Below are 14,941 nucleotides of genomic sequence, written 5' to 3' on the forward strand. Positions count from 1 at the left end.
ACCACGACGTCCTCGGGCCGTTCGACCTCGAACTGCCGCCCGGCCGCAAGGTCGCCCTGTTCGGGGCGAGCGGCAGCGGCAAGACCAGCCTCGCCGCGGCGCTGGTCCGCTTCGCCGACTACGGCGGCAGCGCCACCCTCGGCGGCACCGAACTGCGCGACCTCGACGACGACGCCGTCCGCCGCGTCATCGGCCTCTGCGCCCAGGACGCCCACCTGTTCGACACCACGATCGCCGAGAACGTCAGGCTCGCGAAGCCCGACGCGTCGGACGAGCAGATCGCCGAGGTGCTGCACCGCGCCGGACTCGACCTCGGCCAGGACCGCCGCGTCGGCGAGCACGGCGCGACCGTCTCGGGCGGCGAACGCCAGCGGATCGCCCTGGCCCGCGCCCTGCTGGCCGGCTTCCCCGTCCTCATCCTCGACGAGCCCGACGCCCACCTCGACGAGGACACCGCCGACCGGCTCCTCGCCGACCTGCTCCAGGCGGCGGGCGACCGCACCGTCCTGCTGATCACGCACCGCCCCGGCGTGCCGGGCGCCGATCCGGTCCTCCGCCATGTGGACGAGGTCGTCACTGTCACACCCGCCGCCTACAGTTGACGCCATGTGCGGCCGCTATGCGACGGCGCGGGCCCGTCGGGAACTCCTCGACGAGTTCCGCATCGACCTCGACGAGACCCTCACCGAAGACGGCACGGACCTGCTGGAAGCCGACTACAACGTCGCGCCCACCAAGCCGGTGCCGGCCGTCCTGCAGCGCGCCGCCAAGGACGCGCCCGAGGAGCTGGAACCGCAGCGCCGGCTGAAGATGCTCCGCTGGGGCCTCGTCCCGTCGTGGGCGAAGGACCTGTCGGCCGGCAGCCGGATGATCAACGCGAGGGTCGAGACGGCCGCCGAGAAGCCGTCGTTCCGCAAGGCGTGGGCGGCCCGCCGCTGCCTGCTGCCCGCCGACGGCTACTTCGAGTGGTACACCGGCGCCGACAGGAAGAAGACCCCGTACTTCATCCGCCCGAAGGACGGCTCGATCCTGCCGATGGCGGGCCTGTACGAGCTGTGGAAGTCGCCCGAAGGCGAATGGATCTGGACGTGCACGGTCCTGACCACGCAGGCGGCGGACGAGCTGGGCCATCTCCACGACCGGATGCCGATGGTCGTCACCGACCGCGACGCGTGGCTGGATCCGCGCGTCGCCGATCCGGGCGGGCTGCTGGTGCCGGCGATGGCGGGCGGTCTTGAGGCGTTCCCGGTGGGCGCGGCGGTGGGAAACGTCAAGAACAACGGTCCCGCGCTCATAGAACCACTGACAAATGGGCAAATTCCGGATGAAGGAAGCAACTCCACCCTGTTCTGACGAGCGCGGTTCCGACGACCGCGCCGTTGCGAGCAGGCTTCTCACGCCGGAGTGGGAGGTCCCCCCTTGCCCCAGCCGAACGGCCGTCGGCCCGACGACCATCTGCGATCCATGCTGACCAGGATCGACCGCTCGATCGCCGTGCTCCGCGAGGAGCACTCCGACCGCGGGGTCCGCCCCGCGGAGGCGGGCGACGCGGGCAACAGCCTCATCGAGGCCGATCACCGCTACGCCACCCTCGACGTCCTGCTCCGCCAGCGCACCGCCGTCGAGGCCGCCCTCACCCGGCTGTCCGACGGCACCTACGGCACCTGCACGACGTGCGGGAAACCCGTCCCCGAAGGCAGGCTGGAGGCCCGCCCAGAGGCGGCCCGCTGCATCCCCTGCCAGACCAGGCACGACCGCAGAAACCGCTGACCCGCGCTCACCAGCGGAGGGTGCGGCGGTCCAGGACACGGCCCAGCGCCTCGACCACGGCGGGGTCGTATTCGGAGACGGAGTCGAGGCGGAGCCGGTCGAGGACGGCGGCGCTGCGGTCGCGGTCGGGGGAGTCGCCGACGAGGTCGTCGTAGGCGTTGGCCGACTTGATGATCCGGGCGGCCAGCGGCGGGGGCCGGGAGTCGTCGGTGGTGTAGCGGTAGGGGTCGGACTGGCGGCGCACGAGCTGCGCCACCCGGTCCATGACGCCCGTCTGCTCGACGACCGCCGCGCCCAGCTCCGCGATCCGGCGCTGTTCGGCGGGGGAGGCCAGGACCGTCGCGCCGCCCGGGATGGGGTCGGGCAAGGAGAGCTGGCCGATGTCGTGCATGAGGGCCGCGTACTCGAGTTCGAGCAGTTCCTCCTCGGTCATGCCGAGCTCCCGCCCCATCGCGACGGACAGCTTGGACACGCGCCGCGAATGCCCCGTCTCGACGTACCCGCCGACCTCGGTGACGCGCGACAGCGCCCGTACCGTCTGCAGATAGGTGGTGCGGACGGCCGCGAACCGCCGGAACGCGAACTGCGTGGTGAGGATCGGCGCGGTGAACAGCAGCAGCGCCGCCAGCCCCATCACCGAGGTGGCGACGGCGATGAGCATCCCGGTCGCGGAGGTCGCGCAGCACAGCAGCACCCCGGCGTGGAACTCGTCCTTGAACGCGATCCCGAACCTGGCCCGCACCGCCTCGGCCCGGATCATCGCCGCGATGATCATGTCCATGAGTCCGGCGAAGCACGCCACGGCCGACATCAGCCCGAGCGCCGCCCACCATTCGCCGCGGTTGAGGTCGCCGTCGAACAGCAGCCCCGTCAGCGGCCGGAACAGGAACGCGACGATCGCCGCCTCGACCAGGCGGCGCGCCATCGCGTCCAGCCGGGGCGCCCGCCCGACCGCGACGTGCGGCAGCGTGCCCGCGACCATCCCGGCCGCCGTCACCGCGACGACCTGGAGCGCCGAGTACGACACCTGCTCGGTCGCGACGCTCATCAGCATCCCGTAGCCGAGCGCGCCCGCCGTCGAGATCGGCGCGACCTCGCGGCCGCCGGGCATGTTCATCCGGAACAGCTCGCCGAGCGCGATCAGCACCCCGAAGATGATGGCGGGCCTGGGCTCGTCGGGCCCGCCGTTGGCGGCGACGGAAGTGGCCGCCGCGACGATCAGCGCACCGGCGGCGCCGAGCAGCACGAGTTGCGCCGAGTCGAGGTTCTGCCAGGCCGGCCGGTCGCGGTTGGTCTGGAGTCTGCTGGCTACCACGGGCCCTCTCCGGCGACCTTGAGCGGGACGGTCGGATCGTCGTGGTCCTGCCGTGTGGTCTGGACGGGGCCGTCCTCGGGCAGGACGACCGGTGGGGGAGCGTCCCAGCCCGACTTGTCGAGGGCCCGCAGGAACGCCTCGACCATCTCGGGGTCGAAATCGGTTCCGCTGCACCGCTTCAGCTCGGCGATGCCTTCGGCGACCGGCCGGGCGGGCCGGTAGGAGCGGGTGGACGTCATCGCGTCGAACGCGTCGGCCACCCCGATGATCCTTGCGAACGGCGGGATCTCCTCGCCCGCCAGCCCCATCGGATAGCCGCGGCCGTTGAGTTTCTCGTGATGGTGCATGATCCCGGCGAGCGCCTCGTCGAGGAAGCCGATCTCCCGGACGATCTCGAGCCCGCGCATCGGGTGGAGCTGGATCGCGGCGAACTCCTCCTCGGTGAGGGGGCCGTCCTTCTGCAGCACCTTGGTGGGGACGCCGAGCTTGCCGACGTCGTGCAGCATCCCGGCGAACCGGATCGCCTCGATCCGTCCGGCGCTCATCCCGATCTCCTCGGCGATCATCACCGAGCCGCGGGAGACGCGTTCGCTGTGGCCGCGCGTGTAGTAGTCCTTGGTCTCGACGGCCTGGCAGAGGGTCGCCAGGACGGCCTCGTGCGCGCGCTGCTGCGCGCGGGTCTGGGAGAACGCCCAGCGCGCCACGAACAGCGGCAGCAGCACCAGGATCGGCGCGGCCGCCCCGATCGCCTGCCAGGTGCCGGCGATGAGCAGCCCGAACGAGCCGTAGCCGAGGAGCTTGGGCGCGAGCTGGAGGGTCTGGTCGACCAGTTCGCGGATCCGGACCTGGCCGGCCAGCATGAGGATCCCGCCGACCAGTGACAGGTTGACCGTCACATAGGTGAGCAGCGCGATCGCGAACGGCAGCAGGAGCGCTTCGCCGTGGAGCCCGCCGCTGGAGTGCAGGGCGTCGTCGGGTGTGAGCGCGACGAACACCGTGCCCGCGGCGTAACCGCAGAGCGCGAACTGCGCCCCGTTGTAGGCCCGTTTGACCGGTGCGACCTTCTGCCAGGTCGCGACGGCGCACGCGCCGACCAGCGCCGCCCCGCCGGGGCCGAGCAGCACCACCGACGCCAGACAGGCCGAGAAACTGAGCGACACCCTGGCCCGCTCGATGCTGAGCAGGACGGGCGCGGAGTCGCAGATGACGAACAGAGCCGCCAGCACGCACAACGTGGACCATTGCACGTGTTCGTAGGACGACGTGGCGATGAGGGTGGCCGCGAGAACGACCACCCCCCCGACGTACGCCCAGGCAGCGAGGGGTAGGCCACGCATGTGCCGCCTCCGGGAAGGTGACTGGTGGGGCCGCCGCCAGGAATCCAGCAGCTGCTAGACCCAGGAAACGCCCATGGGCTCACTCAGCAGCACGACGAAAGCGGCCATGACGACCACAGAGGCCACCACAGACGCCAGCATGTACCTGAGCATGGCTTTAACTCCCCCCGAAGTGATTGTTCACCCCAAGACTAACCTTCGAGACCCCCGTCACACAGGAACACGGGAAATCGAGAGCTAAGCGTGAACAAATCGTCACTCGGTGTTCGGGTGTCGGATCGCCGTTCGGGCCGTCACATGGCCGTCACATGGCCGTCATCTGGGCCGTCATCTGGGCCGTCACCTGGTGCGGGCCCACTCCACGGTGGCCTTGAGGCCGTCGGCGAGGGGGGTTCTGGGCGTCCAGCCGAGCTCCTGCGCCCCCGGAGCCGGGTCGAGGGCCATCGCGGGCAGGTCGCCGAGCCGGAACGGCGCGGTGCCGGGCTCGTCGGGGGCGCCCGCCGCGGCGGCGACCAGGGTGTGCAGGGCGCGGTCGCTGGTCTGGATCCCGGTGCCGAGGTTGATCCGGGCACCGGAGCCCCGGTCGACGGCGCGGGCGAAGGCGTCGACGGCGTCCAGGACGTAGAGGTAGTCGCGGGTGTTGGAGCCGTCGCCGTAGACGAGTGTGGGACGGCCCTCCAGCAGCGCCGCCGTGAAGATCGAGATCACGCCGGCCTCGCCCTCGGGGGTCTGCCGCGGCCCGTAGACGTTGCCCGGCACCATGATCGTGTAGTCGAGGCCGTGGAGCTGGGCGTACATCCGCGCGTAGGTCTCGCCCGTCGCCTTGGACGCCGCGTACGGCGAGGCGGGGCGGAGCGGGGCGCCCGCGCCGACCGGCAGCACGTCGGGGAAGCCGTAGACGGCGCAGCTCGAAGTGTGGACGACCTTGCGCGCGCCCGCGAGCCGCGCCGCCTCCAGCACGTTGATGGTGCCCAGCACGTTGGTCCGGCCGTCGGCCACCGGGTCCTCGACGCTCCGCCGGACGCTGACCTGCGCGGCGAGATGGCAGAACACCTCGGCGCCGCTCCCGGCGGCGAACTCCAGGAACGCGGGCGACGCGACGTCCAGCACGGCCGGTTCGACCCGTCCGCCCAGGTTGGCGCGGTCCCCGCCGGACAGGTCGTCCACCGCGACGACCTCATGGCCGTCGTCGAGCAGGCGCTCGACCAGATGAGACCCGATGAATCCGGCCGCGCCGGTGACGAGGATGCGCACGCCTAGAGGCTAACCCATGACCGGGCCAGTCCCAGGGGCCCCGGTTCTAGGCTCGTTGGCCGTCGTTCTCGGTGGAGAGGGCCTGCTGGATGCGGCCGAGGACTTTGGCTTTCAGGTCATCGGGGACGGGGTCCTTGCCGCATGACTTGCTGACCAGGTTCTTCACCGACTCTTCAAGCCCGTACTCGCGCAGGCAGGGCCCGCACTCGTCGAGGTGGTGCTTGATCTCTGAGCAGGAGGTGTCCTCCAGCTCGCCGTCGATGTAGGTGTAGACCCGGGCCAGCACCTCGTTGCAGGGCGTCTCGTGGTGGTCACCGCAGCTCATTTCGAACCTTCCCGCGTGAGGCCACGCTCGGCGGCGTAGTCCTCCAACATCGAACGCAGCTGCCTTCTGCCCCGGTGCAGCCGTGACATCACCGTACCGATGGGCGTGCCCATGATGTCGGCGATCTCTTTGTAGGCGAACCCCTCGACGTCCGCGAGGTAGACCGCGAGGCGGAACTCCTCGGGCAGGTCCTGCAGGGCGTTCTTGACGTCCGAGTCGGGCAGGTGCTCCAGCGCCTCGGCCTCGGCGGACTTCAGCCCGGACGAGGTGTGCGATTCGGCGCGGGCGAGCTGCCAGTCCTCGATCTCCTCGGTACCGCTGTTCTTCGGCTCCCGCTGCTTCTTGCGGTAGGAGTTGATGAACGTGTTGGTGAGGATGCGGTACAGCCACGCCTTGAGGTTCGTGCCTTCCTTGAACTGGTGGAAGGAGGCGAACGCCTTGGCGAAGGTCTCCTGGACCAGGTCCTCGGCGTCGGCCGGGTTGCGGGTCATCCGCATGGCCGCCGAGTAGAGCTGGTCGAGGAAAGGGAGCACATCGCGCTGGAAGCGCTCAGCACGCTGCTCAACGGTCTCCGCGGTGCCCGGAACGGTACCCACCCCCTGATGAGGAACCAGTCGATCAATCGGATACGAGACTATCGCCCCGTACCCGTCGACCCGGTCGGCGACCCTGTCGAGAACTGGCACCGCTTCCTCCTGAAGGTGTTGCCGCGCTTACTGAGTTGGTCCAACAGGGTGGCCGCACCGGACATTCCTGGACGGGATAGATCCCTGCATCCTTTACGGAGGGTGACGTGGGCCGTTTATGGGGGAAGGATGTCCCTACCGAACGACAGGAGCCCCCGCTTTGCTGCCGCTACCGGGCAGACCCCCGCCCCTCGACCGCCAACCGGATGATCCACTGGCGGGTTACTGGACGTTCTACCGGGAGGTCGCGACGGCCCAGCGGGCCCGCTGGCTGCCGCGGCGCAGCTCGCTGATCCTCGATCTGTCGGGCGGTGAGAGCGCCCAGCAGGCCGCCGCCGCCGGCCATCAGGTGCTGGAGGTGGTCGGGCAGCCCGCCGCGGCCGGCCACCAGCAGGTGGTGGGCGATCCGGCCACCCTCGACTTCGTCATGGACGGCTCGGTCGACGCGGTGATCGCCGAGGACGGTGTGCTCTCCCGCTGCCTGGCCACGGAGGAGACCGTCGCGGAGATCGCCCGGGTGCTGCGGCCGGGCGGCCGGGTCCTGCTCTGCGTGGACTCCCTGACCCTCGGGCTGGCGGTGCTGGCCGAGCAGAACCTGTGGCCGCACCTTTCGGACGTCCCGAAGGCCGAAGTGGTGCTGGTGCCGTGGCCGGACGGGTCGATCACCCGGTGCTTCTGGCAGGCCCAGGTCAGGGAGCTGCTGCACGACGCGGGGCTCGAGGTCGAGTGGATCAGGCCGCGGACCGTGGTGTCGCCGTCGACGGCCGAGCATCTGCTGGGCAAGGATCCGCGGTCGCTGTCCCGGCTGGTCAGGACCGAGCTGCAGACCCCTTACGACTGCCGGGTCGAGGACGAGTCGCTGGGCATCCATCTGCTGGCGTCGGCCATCAAGAGCTGGTAATCGGTTACCGGCCGGTCACCGGTGGAGCACAAAGAACGGGTGTCTGGTTTTGTCGGTTCGCTCGATCCCTCTCCGAACACCACGTCTGTAGGTTCGGAGACTGTTGATCGTCGAAAGGACTACGGACGTGTTCGAGTCGGTGCTGGTGGCCAATCGCGGCGAGATCGCGAGCCGGGTGATCCGGACGGTCAAGGCCATGGGCCTCAAGGCCATCGCGGTCTATTCCGAGGCCGACGCCGACCTGCCGTTCGTCCGGGAGGCCGACGAGGCCGTCCTGATCGGCCCCGCGGCGCCCGCCCAGTCCTACCTGGACCAGGACAGGATTCTGGAGGCGGCGGAGCGGACCAACGCGCAGGCCGTCCACCCCGGGTACGGGTTCCTGTCGGAGAACACGGCGTTCGCGCGGCGCGTCGTCGAGGCGGGCATGGTGTGGATCGGGCCCGACCCTTCGGCCATCGAGGCCATGGGCGACAAGATCAACGCCAGGAATCTGATGGAGAAGGCCGGGGTGCCCGTCGCGGGCGGCACCAGGGAGCCGGTGGGCAGCGCCGAGGACGCCGTGGCGGCCGCCGCCGGGATCGGGTATCCGATCATGGTGAAGGCGTCCGGGGGCGGCGGCGGGATCGGGATGTCCGTCGTCCGGAACGAGGACGAGCTGGTCGCGGCGTTCGAGACGGCCCGCACCCGCGCCGAGCGGTTCTTCGGCAACCCCGACATCCTGCTGGAGCGGTACATCGAGCAGGCCAGGCATGTCGAGATCCAGATCCTCGGGCTGGCCGACGGGACCGTCGTGGCGCTCGGCGACCGCGACTGCTCCGTGCAGCGGCGGCACCAGAAGATCGTCGAGGAGTCGCCTTCGCCCGGGGTGACGCCCGAGCTGAGGGAGCGGATGCTCGCGGCGGCCGTCCGGGCGGGGGAGGCCGTCGGATACCAGGGGGCGGGCACCGTCGAGTGCCTCGTCGACCCGGTGGCGCAGGACTTCGTGTTCCTGGAGATGAACACCCGGCTCCAGGTCGAGCATCCCGTCACCGAGCTGACCACCGGGATCGACCTGGTCGAGCAGCAGCTCCTGATCGCCGCGGGCAAGCCCGCCAGCTTCGGCGCGGTGGAGCGGCGGGGGCACGCGATCGAGTTCCGGGTGTACGCCGAGGACCCCAAGCGGTTCCTGCCGGGCCCCGGCGAGATCACGACCTGGGTGGAGCCCGTGGGCGCCGACATCCGGGTGGACGCCGGATACGCCGAGGGCAACAAGGTCACCCCGTTCTACGACCCGCTGCTCGCCAAGCTGATCGTCTTCGGTGAGACCCGCGAGGCCGCGCTGGCCCGCGCCGCCGAGGCCGCCGCCGCCTTCCAGATCGTCGGCCCGAAGAACAATCTGCCGTTCTTTACCGAACTTCTCGCCAACCCGGAATTCCGTGAGGGTGCTTACGACACCCGGTTGGTCGAGCGGATGCGAAAGTAATCATCAGTAATCATTGGGATACCGGCCTTTTTCGGGGGAGGCCGGGTTGAGCGAAGGGAGCCGTCGTGGCCGAAGTCCGCGCGGAATTGGTGGCGAACGTCTGGAAGATCGTCGTGGCGAGCGGGGACACCGTCGAGGACGGTGACACCCTGATGATCCTGGAGTCCATGAAAATGGAGATCCCGGTCATCGCCGAGGACGACGGCGTGGTGACCATCAAGGTGAACGAGGCCGACGTCGTCCAGGAGGGCGACCTCCTGGCCACCATCGAGTAGTGGGTTAGGGTGCGCGTCATGGAGTACTGCGAGCACTGCGGCGAGACGGCGAACGGTGAGCACACGGCCTGCCGGGCCGCCCTGCGGATGGAGCCGCCGCGCTTCTGCGGGCACTGCCGGCGCCGCATGGTCGTCCAGGTGACGCCCCGCGGCTGGACGGCCAAGTGCGTGGAGCACGGGTTGCTCACCAACGTGTGACGACGGGCGGGAGCGCCCCGGGACGGTTCCGGGGCGCCCGCGGCCGCGCCCGGGTGTTCAACTGATTCCGTACAAACAATGGGGCTCGATTTCTGTCGGAATCCGGAACGGAGTCCGGGGAGGTCGCGGCGCTAGTCTCAGATCTCGTGAGTGTTCTCGTCGTCACCGGAACCGACACGGGTGTCGGAAAGACCATCGTCACCGCGGCGCTCGCCGCGCTGGCGGCGGCACGCGGCGCGTCGGTGGCCGTCGTCAAACCCGGGCAGACCGGGGTGGCGGCCTACGAGCCGGGCGATCTCGATGAGATCGGGCGGCTCGCGGGCGTCACGGATCTGCACGAAGGGGTCCGCTATCCCGACCCGCTGTCGCCCGCCGCGGCCGCACGGGTCTCCGGACGGCCTCCGGTGCATCTCGCCGAGACCGTCGAGAAGATCGGGGAGCTGGCCGCCACCCGCCAGCTCGTCCTGGTCGAAGGGGCGGGCGGGCTGCTCGTCCGGTTCGACGAGGAGGGCGCGACCATCGCCGACCTCGCCCGCTGGCTGGGCGCCGCGGTCGTCGTGGTGGCCCGTCCGGACCTCGGCACCCTCAACCACACCGCCCTGACCTTCGAGGCGCTGGCGCACCGCGGCATCGAGCCGGCGGGGCTCGTCATCGGCTCCTGGCCGGGCGAACCCGACCTGGCGCAGCGGTGTAACATCCGCGACCTGGAGACGATCACCGCCCGTCCGCTGGCCGGAGCGCTGCCCTCGGGCGCGTCCGCCCTCGACCCCGCCGAGTTCCTGCTGGCCGCCCGCGCGGGCCTGGCCCCCTCCCTCGGCGGCACGTTCGACGCTGCCACCTTCCGTGCGACCCACCAGAAAGGCACATTCCGTGACTGACATTCTTGCGATCGCCAGGCAGCAGGTGCTGGAAGAGGGCCGCGGCCTCACCCAGGAGCAGGCCCTGGAGTGCCTCCAGCTCCCCGACGACCGGCTGGAGGAGCTGCTGGCGCTCGCCCACGAGGTGCGGATGCGCTGGTGCGGCCCCGAGGTCGAGGTCGAGGGGATCGTCTCGGTGAAGACCGGCGGCTGCCCCGAGGACTGCCACTTCTGCTCGCAGTCCGGCCAGTTCCAGTCCCCGGTCCGCGCGGCGTGGCTCGACATCCCGTCGCTGGTGGAGGCCGCGAAGGAGACGGCGAAGACCGGTGCGACGGAGTTCTGCATCGTGGCGGCGGTCCGCGGGCCCGACGAGCGGCTGATGAAGCAGATCAAGGAGGGTGTGGAGGCCATCAACGCGGCCGTCGACATCCAGATCGCCTGCTCGCTCGGGATGCTCACCCAGGAGCAGGTCGACGATCTGAAGTCGTGGGGCGTGCACCGCTACAACCACAATCTCGAGACCGCCAAGTCGCATTTCTCGAAGGTCGTCACCACCCACACGTGGGAGGAGCGCTGGGACACCCTCGAAATGGTGCGCGACGCCGGAATGGAGGTGTGCTGCGGCGGCCTCATCGGCATGGGCGAGACCCTCGAGCAGCGCGCCGAGTTCGCCGCGCAGCTCGCCGAGCTGGAGCCCCACGAGGTTCCGCTGAACTTCCTCAACCCCCGCCCCGGCACCCCTTTCGAGACCTTCCCCCTGGTCGAGGGCCCCGAAGCCCTGAAGACCATCGCCACCTTCCGGCTGGCCCTGCCGCGCACCATCCTGCGGTACGCGGGCGGCCGTGAGCTGACCCTCGGCGACCTCGGCACCCAGGCCGGTCTGCTCGGCGGCATCAACGCCATGATCGTCGGCAACTACCTGACGACCCTGGGCCGCGACGCCGACAAGGACCTGGATCTCCTCACCGAACTCCAGATGCCCATCAAGGCCCTCTCCCAGACCCTCTGAGCTCCGACGTCGAGGAAGGGCCGGGATCGCGGATCCCGGCCCTTCTCGCAGGTCAGAGCAGGGTCTGCCAGTAGTACCAGAAGCGGTTCAGGGCCAGCAGGGCGACGGCCGCGGACCACAGCAGCGGGACGAGCCACCGCAGCCGGGGCGGCAGCGTCCAGAGCCGGACCGCCAGGGTGACGGTCAGGACGACCGTGGCCAGCCAGACCGCCGTGCAGTAGGGGCAGATCGCGTCGATGCGGTAGAGGGTCTGGAAGATCAGCCAGTGGACGAAGACCAGCCCGGCGGCCGAGCCGAGGGTGAACGCCGCCCAGAACCAGCGGGGCAGGTGCGCGCCGGTCAGCAGGACGACGCCGATCGTCAGGACCGTGGTGAAGGCGGCCAGGCCGATCAGGGAGTTGGGGAAGCCGAAGGCCGACGCCTGGGCGGTGCGCATGACGGAGCCGCAGCTCAGGATCGGGCTGATGTTGCAGCTCGGCGTGTAGCCCGGATCTTCGAGCAGCCGGAGCTTGTCGAGGGTCAGGATCGCCGAGGCGAGCAGGCCGAGGGCTCCGGTCAGGGTGATCAGCCAGGCGGTGCCGCGGTCGGCGGACGGCCGCGCCGGGGCGGGGCCGTCCGCGAGAAGGGTGGCGGTCATCGGGCGGTGGCCTGGGCGATGAGCGTCGCGAAGGGGGCCGTGCCCAGGTCGAGCTTCCTGCCGTCGAGCTTCGCGGTGGGGGTGCTGGAGACGCCGCTCTCGTTGAACGCGGCGGCGACCTGGGCGGCCCACGGCTTGAAGGTGCCGTCGCGGAGCTGCCGTTCGAACTCGGGGGTCCGCAGGCCGGGGACCTGGGCGGCCAGCGTCAGCAGGGTGCCGGTGTCGCCGAAGACGTCGGAGGACTCGTCGGGCTGGTTGGCGTACAGGACGTCGTGGAACCGCTTGAACTTCTCGGGGCTCTGGTCGAGGGCCGCGCCCGCGGCGGCCAGGGCGTCCAGGGAGCCCGAGCCGCCAAGCCTGTCGTCGAGGAACGCCCCGAAATGAAAGTTGATCTTGTAGGTGCCCTCGTCGGCGAGCCGCTGGATGGTCTTGCCCTCGGTGGTCTCGAGGTTCCGGCAGGCGGGGCAGCGGAAGTCCTCGTACAGGTCGAGGGTGCGCGGGGCGTCGGCCTTGCCGTAGACGACCGTGGTGCCCTGGGCGTTCCTGGGGGTCACCAGCGGGCCGGACGGGCCCCCGGAGCCCGCGGTGACGATCGCGAGCGTGACCCCCTCGACCGCCGCGACGGTCGCCGCGACCCCGATCAGGACGCGCTTCAGCAACGCGGCCCTGCGCTCCTGGCGCTGCTGCTTCTGGATCTTCTGACGTGCTGTCTGCTGGGTGCTCATTGCCGTCCTCACATGCGGAAAGAAGAGATGAACGCATGAGGCCGCGACGGAACCCGTCGGGGACGGGGCCGTCTAGGCCGGAACGGCGAGCGGGGGCCCGCGCCGTGGCGACGCGGTGAGGAGGGCGTCCTGCGCCCGGAGCGCGGCGGGCTCGCCCGGCGGCGGCGCCCAGACCGGCGGGGTGGTGCCGGGCCGGACGGTCAGCCAGGCCAGGACGGCCGCACAGCCCGTCCAGAGCATCAGGGCGACGGTCCGCAGCAGCGTGAACACCGCCGCCTCGCCCTGACGCAGCCAGAGCGCCAGGATCAGCAGCGCGAGCAGGTTCACCGCGACGAGCAGCACGAGCTGCGCCCCGGCCAGATCGACCAGCCCGTGCGCGCCGATCGGCCCTTCGACGGACGGCCGTGCGGTCCCGCCGCCGCAGATCAGATTGCCCATCCCCGGCGGACAGCCCCGCTGGCCCGCGTTGAACAGCGCGTTCAGCAGGAGGCCGAGCGGCACGAGCGCCGCCGCGATGGGCACGAACCCGCGCTCACCCGCGCTGACCGCGAGCGCCACCGCGAAGACCGCGGCGAACGCGAGCAGGACGGTGGCGACGGGCAGCGGAGTCCCGGTGACGGCCTGGCGGCCACCCGCCGACAGCGCCACGGCCAGCCCGGCGAAGACGGCCGACCTCATGATCCTGAGGTGCGGGCCGCCGTCCATGCCGGGAAGTATGCAGGACCCCTGATCAGGCCCGCGTAAGGAGCTACAGGCCGTAAGGAGCTACAGGCCGGGCCTGCGCAGCCGGGTGACGAACTTGTACCGGTCGCCCCGGTAGAACGACTGCGCCCACTCCACGGGCTCGCCGGTCGTGTCGAACGACTGGCGGGACAGCAGCATCAGCGGCAGTCCGACGTCCACGCCGAGCACCTGGGCGTCGTACGGGGTCGCCAGGACCGTTTCGATGGTCTCCTCGGCCTCGGCCAGATGGACGTCGTAGGCGGCGGCGAGGGTCTCATACAGCGACAGGTTCCGTGACAGCTCCTTGCGCAGCCCCGGGAAGCGCCGGGCCGGCAGGTGCGTGTAGTCGAGCGACATGGGGTCGCCGTCGGCGAGCCGCAGGCGGTGTATGCGCAGGACGCGCCCGCCCGGCCTGATCCCGAGCAGCGACGCGAGCCGCTCGTCGGCAGTCAGATAGGCGACGTCGAGGATCCTGGTCTCGGGGAGCAGCCCGTGGTGGCGCATGTCCTCGGTGTAGCCGACGAGCTGGAGCTGGTGCGGCACCTTGGGCTTGGCGACGAAGGTGCCCTTGCCCTGGATCCGCTGGAGCCTTCCCTCGACGACCAGCTCGGCCAGCGCCTGCCGGACGGTCGTCCGCGAGGTGCCGTACCGTTCGGCCAGAGTCCGCTCGGGCGGCAGCGGAGATCCCGGCGGCAGGCTGGTGATCAGCTCGACCAGGAGTTCCTTGAGTCGGTAGTACTTCGGGACGCGCGGCGCACTCGCCAGAGGCGAGCCAACGTGGGGCCGCCCGAATTCCACTGGCGCGTGTTCGGCTGTCAACGAATCTCCCTGACCCCTGAACGGTTCTGTTCACCGCCGGTTTGGCTCGATGTTACGCGAGCAGATTACGGGTGGGTAAGCCCTGCCACCGCACGCAACCCCAGGTCTAGACCAGTGAGTTCCGTCTCGGTCAGGCTGGCGCGTGCTGTGATTCTCAGGCAGGCACGGCCCACGGGCACCGAAGGTGGCCGGAAACAGCCAACCCGCAAACCCCTTTCCAGACAGGTCTCCGCGGCCTTCAGCGCGGCCAGCGGCTCGCCCAGGAACACCGGGACGACGGCCGCGTCCGGCACCCGCGACTCCAGTCCGAGCGACTCGGCGAGTTTCGCGATGGCCCGCCCGTTCGTCCGCGCCTTGGCGGGCAGTTCGGGCGATTCCGTGATGATCTCCAGCGCGGCCAGTGCCGCGGCCGCCGCCGCCGGGTTCAGCCCGGTGTCGAAGATGAACGACCGGGCCGTGTCGATCATCGTCTCGATCACCTCGGGCGCGCCGAGGACGGCCCCGCCCTGCGACGCCAGCGACTTCGACAGCGTCAACGTCATGATCACATCGGGTTCGCCGGCGATCCCGGCGGCCGCGCAGCCGCCCCGCCCGCCCTCCCCGACGACGCCCAGCGCGTGCGCCTCGTCCACGATCAGCAGCGCCCCG

At 70.5% G+C, this 14,941-nt stretch carries 19 protein-coding genes; 9 read left to right on the forward strand and 10 right to left on the reverse strand.

What is annotated here, in order from left to right:
- The 3 genes from ACYVE7_RS15740 to ACYVE7_RS15750 form a co-directional block, all read left to right on the forward strand.
- Positions 1-602: ATP-binding cassette domain-containing protein (locus ACYVE7_RS15740; protein ID WP_460365439.1), on the forward strand; the 602-nt coding region annotated here is incomplete at its 5' end.
- Positions 603-606: 4 nt separating this feature from the next.
- Positions 607-1,353 (forward strand): SOS response-associated peptidase, encoded by a 747-nt coding sequence (locus tag ACYVE7_RS15745; RefSeq protein WP_460365440.1) that lies wholly within the window; start codon positions 607-609, stop codon positions 1,351-1,353.
- Positions 1,354-1,464: 111 nt separating this feature from the next.
- Entirely contained in the window at positions 1,465-1,770 is a 306-nt protein-coding gene (locus ACYVE7_RS15750) for a TraR/DksA family transcriptional regulator (RefSeq protein WP_460365441.1), read from the forward strand.
- 7 nt (positions 1,771-1,777) lie between these two features.
- Here ACYVE7_RS15750 and ACYVE7_RS15755 read toward each other — a convergent pair whose 3' ends face one another.
- The 5 genes from ACYVE7_RS15755 to ACYVE7_RS15775 all read right to left on the reverse strand — a co-directional run bounded on the left by ACYVE7_RS15755 (position 1,778) and on the right by ACYVE7_RS15775 (position 6,597).
- A complete protein-coding gene (locus ACYVE7_RS15755; protein WP_460365442.1) occupies positions 1,778-3,085 on the reverse strand; it encodes an HD-GYP domain-containing protein in 1,308 nt (435 codons plus the stop codon).
- Positions 3,079-4,380, reverse strand: coding sequence for an HD-GYP domain-containing protein (locus ACYVE7_RS15760; RefSeq protein ID WP_460365443.1), 1,302 nt, complete (start codon positions 4,378-4,380; stop codon positions 3,079-3,081). Before ACYVE7_RS15760 ends, ACYVE7_RS15755 begins: the two co-directional genes overlap by 7 nt.
- 381 nt (positions 4,381-4,761) lie before the next feature.
- The gene (locus ACYVE7_RS15765; protein WP_460365444.1) at positions 4,762-5,676 is read right to left on the reverse strand and encodes an NAD-dependent epimerase/dehydratase family protein; all 915 of its coding nucleotides are present in this window, start codon (positions 5,674-5,676) and stop codon (positions 4,762-4,764) included.
- 46 nt (positions 5,677-5,722) lie between these two features.
- The gene (rsrA, locus tag ACYVE7_RS15770; protein ID WP_460365445.1) at positions 5,723-6,001 is read right to left on the reverse strand and encodes a mycothiol system anti-sigma-R factor; all 279 of its coding nucleotides are present in this window, start codon (positions 5,999-6,001) and stop codon (positions 5,723-5,725) included.
- On the reverse strand, positions 5,998-6,597 hold the full coding sequence (locus tag ACYVE7_RS15775) for a sigma-70 family RNA polymerase sigma factor (RefSeq protein ID WP_460365447.1): 600 nt from the start codon (positions 6,595-6,597) through the stop codon (positions 5,998-6,000). The genes rsrA and ACYVE7_RS15775 overlap by 4 nt, the downstream gene beginning before the upstream one ends.
- Before the next feature lie 208 nt (positions 6,598-6,805).
- Here ACYVE7_RS15775 and ACYVE7_RS15780 point away from each other — a divergent pair, with 208 nt between their 5' ends.
- The 6 genes from ACYVE7_RS15780 (at position 6,806) to bioB (ending at position 11,389) form a co-directional block, all read left to right on the forward strand.
- Positions 6,806-7,588 (forward strand): methyltransferase domain-containing protein, encoded by a 783-nt coding sequence (locus ACYVE7_RS15780; protein ID WP_460365448.1) that lies wholly within the window; start codon positions 6,806-6,808, stop codon positions 7,586-7,588.
- 127 nt (positions 7,589-7,715) lie between these two features.
- Complete coding sequence (locus tag ACYVE7_RS15785; protein ID WP_460365449.1) at positions 7,716-9,050, forward strand: acetyl-CoA carboxylase biotin carboxylase subunit; 1,335 nt, start codon at positions 7,716-7,718, stop codon at positions 9,048-9,050.
- Positions 9,051-9,115: 65 nt separating this feature from the next.
- The gene (locus ACYVE7_RS15790; RefSeq protein WP_460365450.1) at positions 9,116-9,325 is read left to right on the forward strand and encodes a biotin/lipoyl-binding carrier protein; all 210 of its coding nucleotides are present in this window, start codon (positions 9,116-9,118) and stop codon (positions 9,323-9,325) included.
- 18 nt (positions 9,326-9,343) lie between these two features.
- Positions 9,344-9,523 carry a biotin synthase auxiliary protein BsaP gene (bsaP, locus tag ACYVE7_RS15795; RefSeq protein WP_460365451.1) on the forward strand — a complete coding sequence of 60 codons (180 nt, stop codon included), beginning with the start codon at positions 9,344-9,346 and terminating at the stop codon, positions 9,521-9,523.
- A 146-nt stretch (positions 9,524-9,669) separates the two neighbouring features.
- The gene (gene bioD, locus ACYVE7_RS15800; RefSeq protein ID WP_460365452.1) at positions 9,670-10,401 is read left to right on the forward strand and encodes a dethiobiotin synthase; all 732 of its coding nucleotides are present in this window, start codon (positions 9,670-9,672) and stop codon (positions 10,399-10,401) included.
- On the forward strand, positions 10,394-11,389 hold the full coding sequence (gene bioB, locus ACYVE7_RS15805; RefSeq protein ID WP_460365453.1) for a biotin synthase BioB: 996 nt from the start codon (positions 10,394-10,396) through the stop codon (positions 11,387-11,389). Before bioD ends, bioB begins: the two co-directional genes overlap by 8 nt.
- Positions 11,390-11,441: 52 nt before the next feature.
- On the opposite strand, the gene ACYVE7_RS15810 is transcribed toward bioB, so the two are convergent.
- From ACYVE7_RS15810 to ACYVE7_RS15830, 5 genes are all read right to left on the reverse strand, one after another.
- Complete coding sequence (locus tag ACYVE7_RS15810) at positions 11,442-12,026, reverse strand: vitamin K epoxide reductase family protein (RefSeq protein WP_460365454.1); 585 nt, start codon at positions 12,024-12,026, stop codon at positions 11,442-11,444.
- Positions 12,023-12,751, reverse strand: coding sequence for a thioredoxin domain-containing protein (locus ACYVE7_RS15815; RefSeq protein WP_460365455.1), 729 nt, complete (start codon positions 12,749-12,751; stop codon positions 12,023-12,025). The genes ACYVE7_RS15810 and ACYVE7_RS15815 overlap by 4 nt, the downstream gene beginning before the upstream one ends.
- Before the next feature lie 72 nt (positions 12,752-12,823).
- The gene (locus tag ACYVE7_RS15820) at positions 12,824-13,456 is read right to left on the reverse strand and encodes a hypothetical protein (protein WP_460365456.1); all 633 of its coding nucleotides are present in this window, start codon (positions 13,454-13,456) and stop codon (positions 12,824-12,826) included.
- A 60-nt stretch (positions 13,457-13,516) separates the two neighbouring features.
- Positions 13,517-14,272 carry a GntR family transcriptional regulator gene (locus ACYVE7_RS15825; RefSeq protein ID WP_460365457.1) on the reverse strand — a complete coding sequence of 252 codons (756 nt, stop codon included), beginning with the start codon at positions 14,270-14,272 and terminating at the stop codon, positions 13,517-13,519.
- 86 nt (positions 14,273-14,358) lie between these two features.
- Positions 14,359-14,941: aminotransferase class I/II-fold pyridoxal phosphate-dependent enzyme (locus ACYVE7_RS15830; RefSeq protein ID WP_460365458.1), on the reverse strand; the 583-nt coding region annotated here is incomplete at its 5' end.

The sequence above is a fragment of the Actinocorallia lasiicapitis genome (assembly GCF_054778695.1).